20 protein-coding genes are annotated in these 18,792 nt (G+C 71.6%); 10 read left to right on the forward strand and 10 right to left on the reverse strand.

What is annotated here, in order from left to right; translation table 11 throughout:
• Positions 1–37: 37 nt before the first annotated feature.
• The 4 genes from DAERI_RS05605 to DAERI_RS05620 are packed head-to-tail and all read left to right on the forward strand — an operon-like array spanning position 38 to position 3,571.
• Positions 38–505, forward strand: a complete 468-nt coding sequence (locus DAERI_RS05605; protein ID WP_103128445.1) for a GbsR/MarR family transcriptional regulator — start codon at positions 38–40, stop codon at positions 503–505.
• On the forward strand, positions 502–1,416 hold the full coding sequence (locus DAERI_RS05610) for an ABC transporter ATP-binding protein (protein WP_103128446.1): 915 nt from the start codon (positions 502–504) through the stop codon (positions 1,414–1,416). Before DAERI_RS05605 ends, DAERI_RS05610 begins: the two co-directional genes overlap by 4 nt.
• Positions 1,406–2,194 (forward strand): ABC transporter permease subunit, encoded by a 789-nt coding sequence (locus DAERI_RS05615; protein ID WP_103128447.1) that lies wholly within the window; start codon positions 1,406–1,408, stop codon positions 2,192–2,194. The genes DAERI_RS05610 and DAERI_RS05615 overlap by 11 nt, the downstream gene beginning before the upstream one ends.
• 27 nt (positions 2,195–2,221) lie before the next feature.
• Positions 2,222–3,571, forward strand: a complete 1,350-nt coding sequence (locus tag DAERI_RS05620; RefSeq protein ID WP_103128448.1) for an FAD-dependent oxidoreductase — start codon at positions 2,222–2,224, stop codon at positions 3,569–3,571.
• Between the two features lie 183 nt (positions 3,572–3,754).
• On the opposite strand, the gene DAERI_RS05625 is transcribed toward DAERI_RS05620, so the two are convergent.
• Positions 3,755–5,620, reverse strand: a complete 1,866-nt coding sequence (locus DAERI_RS05625) for an ATP-binding protein (RefSeq protein WP_103128449.1) — start codon at positions 5,618–5,620, stop codon at positions 3,755–3,757.
• Between the two features lie 155 nt (positions 5,621–5,775).
• On the opposite strand from DAERI_RS05625, the gene DAERI_RS05630 reads away from it, so the two are divergent.
• Together DAERI_RS05630 and DAERI_RS05635 are read left to right on the forward strand one after the other, a co-directional pair.
• Complete coding sequence (locus DAERI_RS05630) at positions 5,776–6,492, forward strand: hypothetical protein (RefSeq protein WP_103128450.1); 717 nt, start codon at positions 5,776–5,778, stop codon at positions 6,490–6,492.
• Positions 6,493–6,515: 23 nt separating this feature from the next.
• The gene (locus DAERI_RS05635; RefSeq protein WP_103128451.1) at positions 6,516–7,094 is read left to right on the forward strand and encodes a hypothetical protein; all 579 of its coding nucleotides are present in this window, start codon (positions 6,516–6,518) and stop codon (positions 7,092–7,094) included.
• A gap of 16 nt (positions 7,095–7,110) precedes the next feature.
• Here the strand turns inward: DAERI_RS05635 and serA are convergent, their stop codons facing one another.
• The gene (gene serA / locus DAERI_RS05640) at positions 7,111–8,739 is read right to left on the reverse strand and encodes a phosphoglycerate dehydrogenase (protein ID WP_103128452.1); all 1,629 of its coding nucleotides are present in this window, start codon (positions 8,737–8,739) and stop codon (positions 7,111–7,113) included.
• Between the two features lie 120 nt (positions 8,740–8,859).
• Here serA and DAERI_RS05645 point away from each other — a divergent pair, with 120 nt between their 5' ends.
• The gene (locus tag DAERI_RS05645; RefSeq protein ID WP_439952247.1) at positions 8,860–10,179 is read left to right on the forward strand and encodes an Nramp family divalent metal transporter; all 1,320 of its coding nucleotides are present in this window, start codon (positions 8,860–8,862) and stop codon (positions 10,177–10,179) included.
• A 78-nt stretch (positions 10,180–10,257) separates the two neighbouring features.
• Here the strand turns inward: DAERI_RS05645 and aat are convergent, their stop codons facing one another.
• From aat to DAERI_RS05660, 3 genes are all read right to left on the reverse strand, one after another.
• Positions 10,258–10,896, reverse strand: a complete 639-nt coding sequence (gene aat / locus DAERI_RS05650) for a leucyl/phenylalanyl-tRNA--protein transferase (protein WP_103128453.1) — start codon at positions 10,894–10,896, stop codon at positions 10,258–10,260.
• 84 nt (positions 10,897–10,980) lie between these two features.
• A complete protein-coding gene (locus tag DAERI_RS05655; RefSeq protein WP_165794085.1) occupies positions 10,981–11,400 on the reverse strand; it encodes a PaaI family thioesterase in 420 nt (139 codons plus the stop codon).
• Between the two features lie 58 nt (positions 11,401–11,458).
• Positions 11,459–12,211: a serine/threonine-protein kinase gene (locus DAERI_RS05660; RefSeq protein ID WP_103128454.1), complete on the reverse strand. Its 753-nt coding sequence runs from the start codon at positions 12,209–12,211 to the stop codon at positions 11,459–11,461.
• Positions 12,212–12,290: 79 nt separating this feature from the next.
• On the opposite strand from DAERI_RS05660, the gene DAERI_RS05665 reads away from it, so the two are divergent.
• On the forward strand, positions 12,291–13,085 hold the full coding sequence (locus DAERI_RS05665) for a patatin-like phospholipase family protein (protein WP_103128455.1): 795 nt from the start codon (positions 12,291–12,293) through the stop codon (positions 13,083–13,085).
• Positions 13,086–13,148: 63 nt separating this feature from the next.
• Positions 13,149–13,952, forward strand: a complete 804-nt coding sequence (lepB, locus tag DAERI_RS05670; RefSeq protein WP_103128456.1) for a signal peptidase I — start codon at positions 13,149–13,151, stop codon at positions 13,950–13,952.
• Positions 13,953–14,130: 178 nt separating this feature from the next.
• Here lepB and DAERI_RS05675 read toward each other — a convergent pair whose 3' ends face one another.
• Genes DAERI_RS05675 through DAERI_RS05695 form a run of 5 tightly spaced genes read right to left on the reverse strand, consistent with a single transcriptional unit; the run spans position 14,131 to position 16,665 of the window.
• Entirely contained in the window at positions 14,131–14,457 is a 327-nt protein-coding gene (locus DAERI_RS05675; RefSeq protein ID WP_103128457.1) for a DUF503 domain-containing protein, read from the reverse strand.
• Positions 14,457–14,681 carry a heavy-metal-associated domain-containing protein gene (locus DAERI_RS05680; RefSeq protein ID WP_103128458.1) on the reverse strand — a complete coding sequence of 75 codons (225 nt, stop codon included), beginning with the start codon at positions 14,679–14,681 and terminating at the stop codon, positions 14,457–14,459. Before DAERI_RS05680 ends, DAERI_RS05675 begins: the two co-directional genes overlap by 1 nt.
• On the reverse strand, positions 14,681–15,196 hold the full coding sequence (locus DAERI_RS05685) for a DUF1999 domain-containing protein (protein ID WP_103128459.1): 516 nt from the start codon (positions 15,194–15,196) through the stop codon (positions 14,681–14,683). The genes DAERI_RS05680 and DAERI_RS05685 overlap by 1 nt, the downstream gene beginning before the upstream one ends.
• Before the next feature lie 9 nt (positions 15,197–15,205).
• The gene (locus DAERI_RS05690; protein ID WP_103128460.1) at positions 15,206–16,105 is read right to left on the reverse strand and encodes a ribokinase; all 900 of its coding nucleotides are present in this window, start codon (positions 16,103–16,105) and stop codon (positions 15,206–15,208) included.
• Complete coding sequence (locus DAERI_RS05695; protein ID WP_103128461.1) at positions 16,102–16,665, reverse strand: nucleoside deaminase; 564 nt, start codon at positions 16,663–16,665, stop codon at positions 16,102–16,104. Before DAERI_RS05695 ends, DAERI_RS05690 begins: the two co-directional genes overlap by 4 nt.
• Before the next feature lie 184 nt (positions 16,666–16,849).
• On the opposite strand from DAERI_RS05695, the gene DAERI_RS05700 reads away from it, so the two are divergent.
• Positions 16,850–18,547 (forward strand): long-chain-fatty-acid--CoA ligase, encoded by a 1,698-nt coding sequence (locus DAERI_RS05700; RefSeq protein ID WP_103128462.1) that lies wholly within the window; start codon positions 16,850–16,852, stop codon positions 18,545–18,547.
• Positions 18,548–18,792: the final 245 nt, after the last annotated feature.

An 18,792-nucleotide genomic window follows, 5' to 3' on the forward strand; every position in this document is an offset into this window, starting at 1 on the left:
CTTTCAGAAATTTCTGAAAAGAGCGTACACTCTGAATATGGAGGAGCGGGGGCTCTTTATCGAACGGACCGGGGTGATGCTGGAATTCATCGGCATCCCGCGGGTGGCGGGGCGGGTGCTGGGCGCCCTGCTCATCGCGCCGCCCGAGGGGCACACGGCGAGCGAGCTGGCCGGGCTTCTCCACGCGAGCCGGGCGGGCATCAGCACGGGGACCACGTACCTCACGCGGGTGGGCCTGATCGAGCGGGCGCCGCGTCCGGGCGAGCGGGCCGACCGCTTCCGCATGCGGCCACACGCCTGGGCCACCCTGATGGAGCAGGGCAACCGCAGACTCGGAACTCTGCACGACCTCGCCGTGGAGGGGCAGCGCATCCTCCCACCCGGCGCCGACCCCGGGCCGCTACGCGAGATGGAGGAGTTCTTCGCGCTGTGGCTGCGGCTTTACCCCGACATTCTGAGGCGCTGGCACGCCGCCGAGCGGGCCAGCACGGGAGGCGAGTCATGAACGCACTCGACATTCGCGGGCTGAGCAAGCTGTATGGCCGGGACCGGGGCCTGCACCCCCTGGAGTTGGAGGTGCCCCCGGGCGAGATCTACGGCTTCCTGGGGCCGAACGGGGCGGGCAAGACGACCACCCTGCGTACGCTGCTGGGCTTCCTGAGGCCGACCTCGGGCGAGGCGCGCATCTTCGGGCGGGACGTGTGGCGTGACCGCGTGGAGGTCCACCGCCGGGTGGGCTACCTGCCGGGCGAGGTTCACCTGGGGCGCGACCTCACCGCCGGGGAGCTGATGGACCGCAGCGCCCGGCTGCGCGGCGGGATAGACCTGGCGTACGCCCGGGAGGTCGCCGGGCGCCTCGACCTGGAGCCCCACCGGCGCCTGGGCACGCTCAGCAAGGGCAACCGGCAGAAGGTGGGGCTGCTCCTCGCCCTGATGCACCGCCCCGACCTGCTGCTCCTCGACGAGCCGACGGACGGGCTGGACCCGCTGGCCCAGGAGACCGTGCTCGACCTGCTGCGCGAGGCCCGGGCCGAGGGTCGCACCGTCTTCCTCTCCAGCCACGTGCTCAGCGAGGTCGAGCGGGTGGCCGACCGGGTGGGCCTGATCCGGCAGGGGCGATTGGTGCGGAGTGAACGCCTCGCGGACCTCAAGGCCAGCCTGCCGCAGCGGGTCCACGTGAGGTTTGCAAGGCCCCCGCGCGTGAACCTGACAGCCTTGCCCGGCATGTCGGAGGCTGTGACGGACGGGCTGGACTTCCGGGGGACGTGGCGGGGGACTCCAGACGGGCTGGTGCGGGCGCTGGCGGCGGAGTCGCTGGCGGCCCTGAGCGTGCAGGACGCGACGCTGGAAGAAGCCTTCCTCGGCGAGTACCACCGGAACGGGGTCCGGGGACAGGAGGAAGCGCATGTGGCTTGAGGTGTTTCGGCAGGCCCTGCGGGACACGCGGCGCGGGCTGGGCTGGTGGGCCGTCGGGCTCACCCTGTACGTGCTGCTGATCCTGGCCTTCTACCCCTCCATCAAGGGCGATCCGGCGATCAGCCAGGTGATCCAGAACCTGCCCGAGGCGCTGCGTTCCCTGTTCGGGGAAGACTTCAGCAGCCCTGCCGGGTACGTGGGCGGGCGGCTCTTCAGCCTGATGCCGGTCCTGCTCAGCGTGTTCGCGGGATTGAATGGCGCGGCGCTGATCGCGGGGGCGGAGGCGCGGGGGCACCTGGAGCTGCCGCTCTCGCAGCCCCTCTCGCGCGGGGCGCTCCTGGCCGGGCGGGCGCTCGCGCTCCTCGTGCTGCTGCTCGGCCTGGGGTTCGTGCTGTTCCTGAGCACCTGGGTCTTCGGGCAGCTTTTCCAGGCCCCGCTGCCCGCCGCCCGGGTGCTGGAGACGGCGGCGCTGCACACGCTGGGCGCCTGGGTCTTCGGGGCGCTCGCCCTGGCGGTGGGGGCCGCGACCGGAAAGCCGGGGCTCGCCTCTGCCCTGGGCGCGGGGCTGGGAATTGGGCTGGTCGTGGTGCACACCCTCTCCGGGCAGGTGACGGCCCTCAAGGACACCGGGTGGCTCAACCCCTGGCACGCCGCGCTGGCCGAGTCGCCGCTCAGGAATGCCGTGGGCGCCGCGCCGCTGCTCGCCTGCCTGCTCGTGGGGCTGGTGTGGCTGCTCGTGGCGACGCCACTCTTCGGGAACCGGGACGTGGGCCGCTGAGCCCCCCGCCATGCTCTAGCCTGAACCATGCGGATCGTGGTGGTGGGCGGGGTGGCGGCGGGCATGAGCGCGGCGAGCCGGGCGCGGCGGCACAACCCGGAGGCCGAGGTCGCCGTCTTCGAGCGCGGCGGCGAGATCAGCTACGGCGCCTGCGGTCTCCCCTACGTGATCGGCGGCGACGTGCCCGACCTGGGGGACCTCATCGCCCGGACGCCGGAGAGGATGCGCGGGCAGGGCATCGACGTGCGCGTGCGCCACGAGGTGACGGGGGTGGACGCGGGCGCCCGGACGGTCACGGTCCTTGACCGGGAGGCGGGAGGCACCCGCACCGAGCCCTACGACCGCCTGCTGATCGCCACGGGGGTCAACGCCGTGCGGCCCGAGTGGGCCAGAACCGATTTGCGCGGCGTTCACGTGCTGCGTGACCTGGCCGACGGGCGGGCCATCCTGGCGAGCCTGAAGGGAGCGACCTGCGCCTGCATCGTCGGCGCCGGGTACATCGGGCTGGAGATGGCGGAGGCGCTGCACTCGCGCGGCCTGCGGGTCACCGTGCTGGAAAAGGCGCCGGAGGTCGCGGGCCGGATGCTCGACCGCGCCTACCAGCAGCGGGTGCGCGCCGAACTGGAACGGCACGGGGTGGAGGTACGTTGCGGCACGAGCGTGGAGGAATTGGTCGGCGAGAACGGGCATGTGAGGGCGGTGCAGACGGACCACGGCCCGGTGCCCGCCGATCTGGTCATCGTGGCGGTGGGCGTGAAGCCCAACACGGCTCTCGCCGAAGCCGCGGGGGCACGTCTGGGGGAGACCGGCGCCATCGCCGTCAACACACGGCAGGAGACCTCCGTGGACGGCGTGTACGCGGCGGGCGACAACAGCGAGAGCCTTCACTGCGTCACCGGGCAAAAGGTTCACATCCCGCTCGGCCTCACCGCCAACCGCATGGGCCGGGTGGCGGGCGTGAACATGGCGGGGGGCGAGGCCCGTTTTCCCGGCATCGTCGGAACGGCGATCTTCAAGACCTTCGACCTGGGCGCGGCGCGCACCGGCCTGACGCAGACGGAGGCCGAGGGGCTGGGACTGGACGCCGTCAGCGTGGATGTGGAGAGCACCGACCACGCGGGGTACTACCCGACCGCCGCGCCCATCTTCGTCCGGCTGACGGGCGAGCGGGGCAGCGGGCGCCTGCTGGGCGTGCAACTCGTCGGCCAGCCCGCGAGCGTCAAGAGGGTGGACGTGGTGGCCGCCCTGCTGCATCAGCGGGGCAGCGTGGGGGACCTGTTCGAGCTGGACCTCGCCTACGCCCCGCCCTTTTCCAGTGTGTGGGACGTGCTGCTGGTGGCGGCAGACCGGTTGGGGCGGGAGGTGGCTGGGGGATAGCGTCGTCAGGGGGGTGAGAATCAGCCAGACTTTTATCCTGCCGCGGTACAGCTTCTCCCTGACCAAACAACAGTTTTCTTTGGCTCTGGACTTGGGAAGTGGTCACGCTGAGCCGGGGGCGGAGGGTCTTCCGCCGTTTTGGACCTTCCGCTCGCGCTCAGGGTGACAACGCTTCTGCTGAGCTCAAAGCCTGGAGTCCGCCTGCCGTCCCACCTCCCCGCCGCACAGCTCCCGCTCGGCGGCCTCCCAGGCACGGCGGGCGGCGTCGGCGCTGGCGGCCAGGCCCTGCCCGTCGAGGATGACAATCAATTGCTCGTGCAGATGCGCCGCGTAGGGTTCCAGCGCGATGGCCCGCCTGAGCCAGGTGGCGGCCTCGTGCGGGGTCGGGGCCCCTGCGGCGAGGCGTTCACACAGGTTCAGGGCCGCGTCGTGCAGGCGGGTGCGCCAGACCTGCGCCCACTCGCGCGGAATCTCGGGCAGGAAGGGACCCGCGTAGGCGTCCAGCGCCTCCTGGGGAGAGGCACCACCCTCCAATGCGGCGAGCAAGGCATGAGCGTCCAGCCGCAGACGCAGGGAGGGGCTGAGTGCGTAGAGCCCGTCACGAAAGGTCACGGCCGGGCCGTCCGAATGGGTCCCCAGGGCCGCGCGCAGGGCGCCCAGGTTCGCCTTGAGCTGCCCGGCGGCGCGCTCCCCCGTCCCCGAGTAGAGGTCGTGCAGCAGTGTGTCCCGCCGGGTGGGGCCATTCAGGGCCAGGTACACCAGGAGTTCCGCCGCCCGTTGCAGGGGGAGGGATGGCTGCACGTCCAGCCTCCCCAGGGTGCGGACGGTCACGCCGGGGCGCGGCCAGGTCCGGGGCCAGTCGGGGCGGGCGGCCAGCACACCGAACAGGGGTTGGAACGCGGGGTCCACGTCGAGGACGGCGGGGCTGCCCACGCGCCGCAGGTGGGCGAGGACGGCCTTGGCCGTGCGCTCGGAGAGGGAGCCCTGAGCCAGTTCCAACGCCGCGAGATGCAGCGGGACGCGCGAGGCCCAGAACAGTTCCGCCCGCTGGCCCCGCCGCACCTCCCGGGGGTCGGGGACGGGTGAGAGGAGCGCCCCCAGGAAGCGGCAGGCGTCCTGAACGTGCGCGGAGGCCCGGGGCAGGCGGTTGCCGAGGGCCACCAGGGCCGCCCGGGCGGCGGCCGTCTCCCCGGCCAGTCGCAGCGCGTCCACCCCGCGCAGCGCGAAGGTGAGGGCCTGCGCGGGCGTCGCGGCGTCGAGGGCGGCCTGCTCCGCCGCGCGGTAGAAGGTGAGGGCGGTGCGGGGCGAGCCGCGCCACAGGGCCAGGTCACCGCGCATCGCCAGGAGGGTGGGCAGGAAGGCGGGGTTGGCCTGCCGGGCCAGCCGTCCGGCGGCCTCCAGTTCCTGCTCGGCGTCCCCCAGGCGGCCCAGCACCATCAGGCGGTCGGAGAGGTCGACGCGGGTGAGCAGGGTCTGCGCGGCGTGCCCCAGGCCCGCGAACAGGTCCCGGGCGCGGGTCAGGTCCGCCACCGCCGCCGCCACCCGCCCCGCCGACACGTGGGCGTAATGCCGCAGCCACAGGGCCCCGGCGATCCGCACCACGTCCCCCGACGCCTCGGCCGCCCTCACCGCCGCGGCGACCAGGGCGGGAAACTCGCGGCGCGGCCCCCCCAGGTACGCGCTCAGGGCGAGGGCGTGGGCCGTGAGCGCCGCCTCCGCGGGCGTGCGGGCCAGCGGGCGCGACTCGGCGAGGTAGGCGCGGGCCTCCGCGTGCCGCCCCTGCCGCAGGGCGAGCCCGGCCAGCGTCAGCAGGCCCAGGTGCCCGATCTCGCCGGAGGCCCGGCGGGGCAGCAGCATCGCCTGCGCCCGCACCGGCTCCCCGCACTCGCCCAGCGCGAAGGCCAGGAGCTCCTCCCCGCGGGGCGAGCGCCCAGGCAGGTCCCGCAGCAGCCGGACGACCTCCGCGTGGTTCCTCGCGGCGTGGGCCGCCTCCGCCCGCCCTTCCTCCGCAGCCACCTGCTGCCCGGCCATGCCCAGCGTCAACGCCATGGGGCATGTTACGGCACTCCTCTCTTTTTGCCGTGCAGAACAGGATTGAGGCTGACACAAAACCTTTGCCAAGCCTTCATCTGAGTTTTCCGGGGCTGCCCGGCTCCTCCCTAGACTCGGCTCAGGCTCTTCGTCTTTCCCGGAAGGAGATTCAGATGCGTCACCTCGCACCCTTCTTCGGCCTGTCCGCTCTTCTCGTCCTCCCCCCCGCGTGGGCGGCCCCCGTCCAGGGTTCCTACGTCCTGAGCGTCAGCAGCCTCGACAACACCTTCACGACGGCGGGAGACCTCACCGTCACCATCGGGGGGAAGACCTTCAAGGCGGGGGCGGACGGCTCCCTGAAAACCGAGGTCACGGGGTATCTGAAGCCCGGCCCCAATCCCGTTCGCATCCGCTGGGGAAGTCATTGCAACATCAGCTGCGGCGTGCAGATCGCCTACGCGACCGAGAAGGGGCGCTACCGCACCGTGTTCGATTTCAAGGTGGGGACCTACAACCCCGGGCGGGGCGACTACACCTACACCGTCGTGGCCGACGGGCCGCGCGGGGCCGGGCGGGTCAGCACGGGGAGCGCCGACCGGCAGACCCTGCTCAAGACCAACATCCCGGGGGGCTTCGTGCAGGTGTGGGTGAACGGCTCGCCCCTGGGCGACTTCCCGGGGATCGTGGACCGCGACATCAGCGGGTACGTGAGGCCCGGCGAGAACACCCTGAAGATCGTCTGGGACAAGAAGTACGGCTCGCAGAGACCGTTCGGGAGCCTGAGCGTCGCCTACGCGGACCGGGTCAACAACTTCAAGACCCTGTGGCAACTCCTGAGCAGCGGCACGGCCCCGAGGACGGCGACGTACACCTTCACCGTGCCGCAGTGACCCCCGGGCGAAAGGAGCAGAACATGGTGGGCAAACGGACCAACATCGGTGCGGCCCTGGCCGCGAGCCTGGCCCTGGTTTCGGGGACCGCGTGGGCGCAGACCCCCGCGCGGACGAGTCCCGGCGGCGCGAACCAGCGCGTCTCGCTGGAGGGCTGCGTCGGCGAGTACCTGTTCAACGGCATTTGGCGGCTCAAGGTGCTGGGCGTCCGGCCCTTCCACAAGGCCCCGGACCGGTACAACCCGGCGCGGCCCGGCTACGCCGTGAGCGTCGAACTTCGCAACGGCACGCGGGAGACCCTGAGCCCGGCCCAGACCGGCTTCGACTTCGCCTACGGGGCGGACGACCTCATCGTTGCCGACGGGACCACCTACGAGGAGATCACGCCGAACGCCGTGGCGCTGAAGTTCAGGAAGGTGCCCCAGGCGGGCGTGCTGCGGGCGACCCTGGAGTTCTACGCCCCCGAGGGCACGAAGGTGGCCCAGAAGGCGACCAAGCTCCTGATGAACGTGGATTTCTCCAGGGCGAACGCCTGGCAGTTCAGGGCCCGCTACACCACCCCCACACCCAGCTTCCGGGTGAACCTCACCTGCCAGAAGTAGGGCGGCCCTTCCCCGCCTACACCCGCACCAGGAAGGCCGACTCGATCACGTCCAGGTCGCGGATCGCCTGGAGCTGCTCGGGCGTGAGGCCGTCGTCCAGCGTGAGGGTGAAGAGGGCCTGACCCCCCTTTTGTGCGCGGCCCAGCGCCATCCCGGCGATGTTGATGCCCCAGGTGCCCAGCAGGTTGGAGAGCTTGGCGACCGCGCCCGGCCGGTCCTGGTTGGAGGCGATCAGGATAAAGCCCTCGGGGGCGAGTTCCACCCGGAAGTCGCGCAGCCGGGTCAGGCGGGGGCTGCGGCCGAAGACGGTGCCCCCCACCGTGCGGCTGCGCTGCTTCTCGCCGTGGGCGCCGCTGATGACCCTCACAATCACCTCGGTCTGGTAGTCGGGGCTCTCCTGCTCCTCGCGCACGGCGAGGTTCAGGCCGCGCTCCTTCGCCAGCGCGCGGGCGTTGATCATGTTCGGGCGCTCGTCGGTGCTGCCGCTGAGGTAGCCCACCAGGGCGGCGGTGACGACCGGGGCGGGGTCGGCGGGGAACTCGCCCCGGAAGGTGATCTCCAGGTCGTGCGCCCCGGGAAGGAGCTGCGCCAGGATGCGCCCCAGCTTCTCGCCGAGGTCGAGGTAGCCGCCGAGCAGCTCCATCGTCTTGGCGTCGAGCGCCGGGGCATTCACCGCCCCCTTGCTCACGTCGCCGTGCAGGGCGGCGAGGACGCGCCCCACGATCTCGGCCCCGACCCGCTCCTGCGCCTCAAAGGTGTTGGCGCCGAGATGCGCGGTGATGCCGAGGTTGGGGGCACCCAGGAAGGGATGGTCCGGCGTGGGCGGCTCCTCCACGAACACGTCCACGCCCGCGCCGAAGAGGTGGCCGGACCCCAGGGCGTCCACGAGGGCCGTCTCCTCCACGATGCCGCCGCGCGCCGCGTTCACGACGATGGCGCCGGGGCGCAGCAAGGCGAGTTCCCGCGCCCCGATCATTCCCTGCGTCTCCTCGGTCAGCGGCGTGTGGACAGTCAGAAAGTCCACCCGCCCCAACAGCTCGTCCAGGCTCGCCGCCCGCTCGATTCCCAACCGCTCGAACTTGTTCTCGGGCACGTAGGGGTCGAAGGCGACGACCCTGAGCCGCAGGCCCTGCGCCCGGTCGGCCACGATGGAGCCGATACGGCCCAGCCCGACGATGCCGAGCGTCTTGTCCTTGAGTTCCACGCCCAGGAACTTGCGGTCCCACTCGCCCGCGCGGGTCTTGCGGTCGGAGCGGGTGAGCCCCCGGGCGGCGGCGAGCAGGTGCATGATCGCCAGCTCGGCGGCGGAGACGTTGTTGCTCTCGGGCGCGTTCAGGACCAGGATGCCCCGCCGCGAGCAGGCTTCCAGGTCGATGTTGTCCACGCCCACGCCGCCGCGCCCGATCACCTTCAACCGGGGCCCGGCGGCCTCCAGCAGTTCCCGGTCCACCTTCGTCCGGCTGCGGGTGATCAGGGCGTCGTACCCCGGCAACCGTCTCAGCGTCTCCTCGCGCGGGAGGTTGCCCTCATAGTCGATCTCGAACCCCTCGTGCGAGAGGTCGCCGGGGTTCATCTCGTCGCAGATCAGCACGCGCAGGGGAGCGGTGCGGGCTTGATCCGGGGAGGTCAGCACGGGGGCCGTCATGCGGTCAGGGTAAGCGCCCCGGCGGGAGGCGGGAGGGAGTTGGCTAGGGGAAGCGTCCAGCCCCTACGGTCAACTCTTCGTGAAGATAGACTTTATTTTTAGGCTGTCCTAAAATCGGGCATGTCCCTGGCTCCCTTCCCCCCCGACCCTCCTGCCGCCCCGGCCCACCTCTCCGACCTGGACGCCCGGATGACCGCCCGGGCGACGGAAGTGCTGAGGCGCACGAGCCAGCGCCGGGGCCTCGCCCGCGTCGCGCCCTTTCTCGGCCCCGCCGTCATCGCCTCCATCGCGTACATGGACCCGGGCAACTTCGCCACCAACATTCAGGGCGGCGCGCAGTTCGGGTACACGCTGCTGTGGGTGATCCTGGCCGCGAACCTGATGGCGATGCTGATTCAGAACCTCAGCGCGAAGCTGGGGATCGCCACGGGAAAGAACCTGCCCGAGGTCATCCGCGAACGCTGGCCCCGCCCCCTGGTGTGGCTGTACTGGATTCAGGCCGAGATCGTGGCGATGGCGACCGACCTCGCCGAGTTCCTGGGGGCCGCGCTCGCCATCCACCTCCTGACCGGGCTCCCGATGGTGTGGGGGGCGGCGATCACGGGCGTGCTGACCTTCGCGCTGCTGGGGCTGCAACGGCGCGGCTTCCGCCCGCTGGAGCTGGCGATCCTGGGCTTCGTCCTCGCCATCGGGGTGGCGTACCTCGTGCAGTTCCTGATCGCGCATCCCGGCATCGGGGCGCTGCGCGGCTTCGTGCCCAGCTTTCAGGGGCCGGACAGCGTGTACCTCGCGGTGGGGATCATCGGCGCGACCGTCATGCCGCACGTGATCTACCTGCACTCGGCGCTGACCCAGGGCCGCGTCCCCACCCGCACGGACGAGGAGAAGGTGCGCCTCTCGCGGCTCAACCGCCTCGACGTGCTGCTCGCCATGGGCTTCGCGGGCCTGATCAACATGAGCATGCTCGCGGTGAGCGCGGCCACCTTCCACGGCAAGGGGATCGAGGACGCGGGGAACCTGGAGACGGCCTACCGGACGCTCACCCCGCTGCTCGGCCCCGCCGCCGCCGTCGCCTTCGCCATCGCCCTGCTCGCCTCCGGCCTGAGCAGCAGCGCCGTGGGCACGATGGCCGGGCAGGTCATCATGCAGGGCTTCGTGCGCTTCCACATCCCGATCTGGCTGCGGCGCACCATCACCATGCTCCCCGCCTTCGCCGTGATCCTCGCCGGGCTGGACCCCACCTCAACCCTGGTGCTGTCACAGGTGATCCTGAGCTTCGGCGTGCCCTTCGCGCTCGTGCCCCTGCTCCTCTTCACCGCCCGGCGCGACGTGATGGGCGTGTTGCAGAGCCGCCCGCTCGTGACCACGCTCGGCTGGCTCTTCGCGGCGGTGATTATCGGGCTGAACGGGTATCTGCTGTGGGGGGCGTTTGGGGGCTGACGCCCGTGAGTGGGAAGTGGGGAGTGGTCAGTGGAAAAAGCGGCAAGAGCAGAAGGCTGAAGCCACGGCTCCCACTTCCTACTCACCACTCCCCACTGACAGCGACACGTCCCGCCCCAGCGCGTCCCACAGCCGCCTGCGGTACTCCTCCCCGCTCACCTCGTACACGCCCAGCCGGGCGAGGTGGGGGTTCTGAATCTGGGCGTCGAACAGGGTAAACCCCCGCGCGTGCAGGTGCGCGGCGAGGCCGACGAGCGCGACCTTGCTCGCGTTCGTGACCCGGTGGAACTTGCTCTCGGCGATAAAGGCGCCCCCCAGCGCGAGGCCCAGGATGCCCCCCGCCAGTTCCCCGTCCCGCCAGACCTCGAAGGAATGGGCGAGGCCGGTGGCGTGCAGGTGCGCGTACGTCGCGGCCAGCGGCGGGCTGATCCACTCGCCGTCGCGGGGCGGTGAGCCCGGCAACCGTCCCCGGCACCCCTCCACCACCTCGGCGAAGGCGGTGTCGATCCGCACCTCGAACCGGCCCAGCTCGCGCCGCAGCCGCCGCGCCACGTGCAGCCCCTGTGCCTCGGTGAGCGGCACGAGCGCCCGGCGGTCCACCGCGTACCACTGCACGCCGTCCCCGTTGTCCATCAGGAAGGCGCCGCCCGCATAGCCCCGCGCCACCTCGCGGGTGAGGGGGTCGGGGTGGTTCAGGAAGTGTGAGGCTGGGGGCATGGGGGAAGTGGGCAGTGGTATGTGGGAAGTGGAACAGAAGGGGAAGCCTCGCCGGGAACGCGGTGAGCGGGACCCTTCACCCCCTCACCCCTTCGGATACAGCACCGCCTGCGTGCAGCGGAAGAGCGCCATCACCTTTCCGCCGGGGCCGCGCACCTCGGCGTCCCAGACCTGGGTGGTGCGCCCGGCGTGGACGGCGCGGGCCTCGCAGGTCACGACCCCCTCGCGGGCGGTGGAGAGGTGGTTGCTCTTGAGTTCGATGGTGGTAAAGCCGCTCGCTTCTGGCGGGAGCAGCATCCGGGTGCCGTAGCCGCAGGTCGTGTCGGCCAGGGCGACGACGCTGGCCGCGTGCAGGAAGCCGTTCGGGGCGAGGAGTTCGGGTCGCACGGTGAACTCGCTCCGCAGCAGGCCCCTTTCCGCGTGGGTGAAGCGAATCCCGATCAATCCGGGGAGCAGGCCCTCGCCGAGCGCGTTGAGTTGATCCAGGTTGGGGTGCTCGGGCATCCGGGCCAGGCTAGCAGCGCCCGGTGAGGGAAACACTGCCCCCGATGGGGGAATCCTCTCAGTACGGCAACGCGGCCAGCCGCAGCAGGGTCTCGCGGGCCTCGGCGGCGCTGCCCAGGCGGCGGGTGCGGTCGGGCTCGGTCAGGGCGGTGAGGAGGGCGTCGAGGGGGTCGGAGGTGGGGGGCGGCGGCAGGTCCGGCCCGGAGAGGGCGCCGTGCAGCCCCCAGCCCAGCAGCACGCCCACGCTGTAGAGGTCGCTCTCGGGACCCAGGTGCTCGCCGCGCGCCGCCTCGGGGCTCTGGAAGGCGGCGGTGCCCATGCGGGTGGGGGTGGCGAAGGCCTCGCGGGTGGGGCCGGAGAGGTCGAGGTCCACGAGTTTGGCGCTGCCGTCCGGCTCGACGAGGATGTTCTCGGGCTTCACGTCGCGGTGGACGATCCCGCGCCCATGCAGGTAGCCCAGCCCGTCGAGCAGGTGGACGAGCGTGAGCAGGAAGGCCCGGCGGTCGTGCGTCAGGGCCGGGCGGCGGGCGTAGCGGTCGAACAGCACCGCGCCGCGCGCCAGGGTCACGATCAGGGCCGGGTGGCCGTCAATCCGCACCGGGGCGAGCACCCGCGCCAAACGTGGGTGGTCGAGCAGGGCGCCGTTGCCGTACTCGCGCAGGGCGTGCGAGGCGAAGCGGGGGTCGAAGATCTTTACGGCGCACGGCTGCCCGGCGGGACCCACGGCGAAATACACCACGCTGTGTGACCCCCGCCCGAGGGGCCGCACGAGCCGCACCCCCTCCCCCACCACCTGACCGGCCAGCGGCATCCCCCCCACGCTACCGCAGGGGCGGGGCCGGGTGGTAGCCCCGGCGGGTGGTCCCCCTCCCCCGGGTAGACTCCTCCCCATGTCGGGCTTCGGGCTGGTGCTGGGCGGGGGCGGCGCGCGGGGGCTGGCCCACCTGGGCGTGTGGGCGGTGCTGGAGGAGGCGGGGCTGAGCCCGCAGGTGCTGGCGGGCACGAGTATGGGCGGCCTCGTCGCGGCCTTTATCGCGGCGGGGGCGAGCGCGGCGGAGTTGCGCCGGGTCTCGGAAACCGTGTCGTGGCGGCGCCTGATCGACTGGAGGCTGGGCACGGGCCTGCTGCGGGCGAGTTCCTTTGAGGCGTGGCTGGCGGCGCACCTGCCCCCCACCTTCGAGGAGCTGCGGCTGCCGCTCGCGGTGACCGCGACGGACGTGCTCACCGGGCGCCAGGTGTACCTGCGCTCCGGGGACCTGTACACGGCGCTCCGCGCCACGACCGCCTACCCGGGCGCCATCGACCCGGTGCCCCTGGACGACATGCTGCTCGCCGACGGCGGCATCCTGAACCAGGTGCCGGTGGACGCCGCGCTCTTTCTCGGCGTGCGGAAGGTCGCGGCGGTGGACGTGACCTCGCCCCGGCCCCTCGAGCTGCCCGAGCGGCGCAGGCGCTGGCGGCAGTCTCCCCCGCTCGGCGCCGTGCAGTCGTTGCGGCGGGCGGTGGACATCATGCAGGCGCAACTGACCGACGCGCGGCTGAGCCTGTACCGGCCAGATGTGCTGCTGCGCCCGGAGTTGGAGGGGATTGACCTCCAGAGCTTCCGGCGCGGCGCGCAGGCCATGGCGGCGGGCGAGGCGGTGGCGCGGGCAGAACTGACCCGGCTGCACGCGCTGGTGTCCTGACCGGGGGCAGGGGACGCGGGAGGGACCCGCCGTCCGCTATCCTGCCCCGGGACAAGGAGCTGCATGACAAGACTGAAAAGGCCTGCCCCGGGACCGCTCGGGAAGCTGTGGAAGGAAGTGCTGGAGCCCATCGTGTTCGCGGTGGTGATCACCCAGTTCGTGGCCACGCTCGTCGGCGTGGACGGCGTGAGCATGATGCCCAACCTGCGCGACCACGAGCGGGTCTTCGTGCCGAAGTACGAGACGTGGCTGCACAAGGCGGGCGTGGGGAACTTTCAGCGGGGCGACATCCTGATCTTCAAACCCCCCCGCGAGGCGGCGGCGCAGGCCGCCAACCTCACCAAGAGTGCCTTCGGGCTGTGGAACTACCGCCCCTTCCTGATCAAGCGCCTGATCGGGCTGCCCGGGGACCGCGTCAAGGTCGAGGGCGGCGAGGTCTTCGTGAACGGCGTGAAACTCGACGAGAGTTGGACGACCGACTACTGGCGCGAGCAGGGCTGCTGGGACACCCAGAGTGACCTCGCCAACAACGCCTCCTCCTCCGGGATAGGCGTCCTGCCCGACCAGCCCGAGATCAGCGTGCCCGCCGGGCACTACTTCGTCATGGGCGACAACCGCACGGCGGGCGGCTCCGAGGACTCGCGGCTCTTCGGGCCGGTGCCGCTGCGGGATATCGCGGGGCGGGCGGCGGCAGTCGTCTGGCCCATCATGCGGAAGGCGAACGCCCGCTACGACTGCTCCTCGGGTCGGGTGGCGGACTTCAGCGGCCCCAACGTGCTGAACTGGCGCGTGCTGGAGCGGCCCGAGGCCTTCGCCGAACTCAAGACGGCCCTGGCAAAAGAAGGCGTGCTGAACCCGCAGAAGTAAGCGCAGGGCAGAAGGGGCATCGGCAGCGTGAACTCATGCCGATGCCCCTCCGCTCGTGTAGTGGAGCCCGGGCAAGAAGAGCGCCGTCACGCTGAGGGAAACGAAGCATCTCTCCTCGCGGGACCCTCCGCTCGCGCTCAGGGTCACCCATCCTCCGTTGTGCCCCTCCCCCAGGGGCTCAGGCCTCCTCCCGGTCCTCTTCCTCACCGCCCAGGACCGAGATGTCCGTCTCCTCCCAGACGATGCGGTACTCCCCCTCGCGGGCGATGAAGTCGGCGGCCATCCGCAGGGTCTCCTCCACCCAGCCGTAGTCGTTGCTGAGGGTGGCGACGCCGATGATCTCCCAGTCGTGGGCATCGAGGCCGTCGAGCCGCGCCACCGTCAGGGGATAGCGGGCCTTGAGGCGCTCGACGACGGGGCGCACCAGGGCGCGTTTCTCCTTGAGGTTGGTCACCCACGGCATCTCGACCCGGACGGTCAGGACGCCGACGTACCCCAGGGCCACTAGAGCATGCCCGCCAGGAATCCCTGCGAGCGCACGGCCCGCACGAGGTCCATGACGGTGTGCTGGCTGGGGTCGTAGTGAACTTCGATCTGGCCCTCGTCGGGGGTGGCCTGCGAGACGCCGGGCAGGGTCCGCAGGTGGGCGGCGACGCGCTCCCCGGCGTCACGGGTCATGCCGCGCACGCCGAGCAGCACGCGGGTGGGTCTACTCGTCATGGCGGCCATTATGCGCGTCCTTGGGTCCCGGCGCGTGAACTTTCCGCCAGGGTGTCGCCGGGCGCTGTCCTCGCACGGGTTCCGAGGTGACACACGGCGTACCGGCCGGTGACGCGGGCCTCCTCCGCCCGGGCCGCCGTTTCCAGGGCCGGAGTGAGGGGAAAATGCACCTCGTACACGGCGCTGTCGTAGGCGCTCTTGACCGCCGCGTGGAGCAGGCCCGCCGCCGTGCCCTCCGGGGCCCCCGGCGAAAGGATCACCGCCCGGACGAGGACGATGGGCCGGTCCCCCTGCCACACGTGCTGGGCGAGGATCATCCCCTGCAAGGTTCCCGAGTCGTCCTGAGCCGCGAAGGAATGCTCGCTGCGCTCGTAGAACTTCAGGGCGGGGAGGCTGGTGCTCAGCCGCCCCTCGCGCTCGCGGTCCGGCAGGCTGTCGAAGGCGGGGTCCGCGTGGCGCTGCGCGGCGAGGTCGAGGGCCGCCAGGGCCTCGTAGTCGGGTTCGGCGAAGGTGCGGTAGCGCATGGGGGCAGCCTAGCGCCCGGGGTGGAGGTGACGTTCGATCTCCGCCCGGTTCGGCATGGCGTCCTGGGCGCCCGGGCGGGTGCAGGCGAGGGCGGCGGCGACCCCGGCGGCGTGCAGGGCCTCGGGAAGGGCCTGACCGGAGGCGAGCCAGGCGGCCAGGACGCCGCAGAAGGTGTCGCCCGCGCCCGTGGTGTCCACCGGAGTGACGGGATAGGCGGGCAGGCGGTGGGTGTCCTTCCCCGTCACGGTCAGGCTGCCCCGCGAGCCGAGGGTGACGGTGACCGTCTGGGGCCCACGGGTGAGGAGGGTACGGGCCTGTGCCTCCACCTCCTGCCCACCCGTCGAGCCGACGAACACGGCGAGTTCATGCTCGTTCACGATGAGGTGGTGCGTCCGGGCGAGCAGTTCGGGATCGGGCTCACGGGCGGGCGCCGCGTTGTGCAGCACGGTGAGCCCCGCGTCGTGGGCACGGCGGGCCGCCTCGCGGGTGACCTCGGGCGGGAGTTCGTTCTGGAGGAGCAGGTGCGTGAAGGCGCTCAGGTCGGCGGGCAGATGCTCGGGCATCACGCGGGCGTTCGCCCCGCTGGCGACCGTGATCGCGTTCTCGCCGTCCGGGGAGACGGTGATGAGCGCGAGGCCGGTGGGGGCGTCGAGGTCACGTAAGAGGGGGAGCTTCACCCCGGCGCGGGTCAGACCGGACAGCGCCACCTCCCGAAAGGAATCCTGCCCCACAGCCCCGCAGAAGGTCACCCCCACCCCGGCGAGGGCGGCGGCGACGGCCTGATTGGCCCCCTTGCCCCCCGGGGACACGCGGGCATCCTCGCCCAGCACCGTCTCGCCCGGGGCGGGAATACGGGAGGCGCGCACGGTCACGTCGGCGTTCACGCTGCCGACCACGAGGACGGTCATGCGTTCGTTTCCTCCTCGACGCCCTCCGTCTCGGCGGGATACCGCTGGCGCCACAGCGCCCAGCCCTCCTCCGGGAAGGCCCGTTTCGCCTCGGGGGCGAAGAGGCGGGCGCCCTCCCGCTCCAGCTCCGGGTCGGGGCAGGGCACCACGTCGGTCTCCTGCATGGCGGGGTGGTCACTCCACTTGATGAGGCGGCCCGAGCCCCCCCAGGGGTCGTCGGTGGCCCAGACGATGCGCCCGACCCCGAGCAGGGCACTCGCCCCGCCGCACATCAGGCAGGGCTCCAGGCTGGTGTAGAGGGTCAGGGTCCCCGCGTCCTTCACCTTGCCGACCGCGAAAAACACGTCCATCTCGGCGTGGGCGACGCTGGCGGCCCCCACGTGTTCGGGGGTCTGCGCCTCCCCCACCCGGTTGCGGCCCCGCGCGATCACCTCGCCCCGCGCGTTCACGAGGACGGCGCCGACGGGGGCACTGCCCGCCTCCCGCGCCTCGCGGGCCAGGCGCAGGGCCTCTTGAAGGTGGGGACGGTGGGCCGCCGGCTCGGGGGGCAAAACAGGCATGGGGCAGTGTGGCACGTCACCCGCGCATCCCCGGATGAGATGGCCCCCAGCCCCCCACCGGGAGACATTGCGAGGCTCTTCATGGTAAGCAATCATCCATTGCCCTTATACTGAGTTCAATTTCAAACCGGCCCCCTTTCACCGCTCGCCGAGCAGGCGGGGGCCAAGGAGTGTGAGGAGCGGCATGACGAGGCCCTGGCTGGACCATTACGAAGAAGGCGTTCCGCGCGGCTGGACCCCCAGCAACGACGTGCTGCCGGACCTGCTGCGCCGCACCGCCGAGGCCTTTCCTGGCCGCGCCGCCCTGGGCTTCCTGGGCGCGACGACGACCTACCGCGAGCTGTGGCAGGACGTGGGGCACTTCGCCGCCGCCCTCCAGCGGATCGGCGTGCGCCCCGGCGAGCGGGTCAGCATCATGCTGCCCAACTGCCCGCAGTTCGTGGTCGCCTTCTACGGGGCGCTGCTCGCCGGGGCGACGGTGGTGAACACCAGCCCGCTGTACGTGGCGAGTGAGCTGGAACACCAGCTCCGGGACAGCGGCAGCGAGACGCTGATCCTGCTCGACGCCTTCTACCCGCGCTACAGCGCCGTCGCGGGCCGGGTGCCGGTCCAGCGCGTGATCGTAACGGGCATCCAGGACGCGCTGCCCTTTCCCAAGAGCGTGCTGTACCCGCTCAAGGCGCGGCGGGAGGGCCACTGGGTGAACGTGCGGGCGGGGGGCTCGGTCTACGCCTTTCGGAACCTGCTGCGCTCGCCGTCCACCACGCCCCGGCCCGTGACCCTGCGCCCGGACGACGTGGCGCTGCTGCAATACACGGGCGGCACGACCGGCGTGCCCAAGGGCGCGATGCTCACGCACGGCAACCTCGTGGCGAACGCCGAGCAGGCGCGGGCCTGGATGACCGACCTGCGGCCCGGGCAGGAGGTGACGCTCGCCGCCATCCCCTTCTTCCACGTGTACGGCATGACCGTTGCCATGAACCTCAGCGTGCTGATCGGCGCGACCATCGCGCTCGTGCCCAATGCCCGCGACATCAAGATGGTGCTCTCGCAGATCGTGGCGAGCGGGGCGACCCTCTTTCCCGGGGTGCCCACCCTGTACAACGCGATCAACAACCACCCCGACACCAGGGACTTCGACCTCACGACCATCCGGGCCTGCATCAGTGGGAGCGCGCCCCTGCCGCTGGAGACGGCCCGCCAGTTCCGGCAGACCACGGGCGGCGCGAACCTGGTCGAGGGGTACGGCCTGACGGAAGCCAGCCCCATCACCCACGTCAACCCGATCTACGGCGAGCAGCGCGAGGGCAGCATCGGCCTGCCCCTGCCCGGCGTGGACGCCCTGGTGGTGGGCGAGGACGGCCAGCCCGTGCCGGAGGGTGAGGTCGGCGAGCTGTGGGTCTCCGGCCCAAACGTGATGAAGGGGTACTGGAACCGCCCCGACGAGACCGCGAAGGTGCTGCGCGAGGCGCACGGCCAGACCTGGCTGTTGACGGGTGACATGGCCGTGATGGACGAGGCGGGCTACTTCCGCATCGTGGACCGCAAGAAGGACCTCATCATCGCCGGGGGGTACAACATCTACCCGCGTGAGGTGGAGGAGGTGCTGTACGCCCACCCCGCCGTGCTGGAGGCCGCCGCCGTGGGCGTGCCCGACCCCTACCGCGGCGAGAGCGTCCACGCGGCCCTCGCCCTCAAGCCCGGAATGAAGGCGACGGAGGCGGAGATCATCGCCCACTGCCGCCTGCACCTCAGCCCCTACAAGGTGCCGCGCAGCGTGGAGTTCCGCGCCGAGCTGCCCAAAACAGCGGTCGGCAAGATCCTCCGGCGTCAGCTCGCCGAGGAGGCCCGGGCCGCGCGGCAGGTCCAGGCGGCGGGCTGAGGGGCTGCTCCCCTCGGTGGAGGACGGGTTTTCTCCCTCTCCCCTCGTGGGAGACTCGTAGAGCGGCTTGCAGAGGGCCGGGTGAGGGGGCGTGTGGCCAGCGCCACTGGCCCTCATGGCGAGAGGGCCTGGACACCCTGACTGGCCTCGGGATGCCAGGCCCGTTCACCCCCACCCGGCCTCCCCCCTCAAGGGGGAGGGGCTTTTTTTGCCGCTCACACGGCTTTTTCTCCGGGTGAGGAGTT

The organism is Deinococcus aerius (genome assembly GCF_002897375.1).
Taxonomy (GTDB): Bacteria; Deinococcota; Deinococci; order Deinococcales; family Deinococcaceae; genus Deinococcus; species Deinococcus aerius.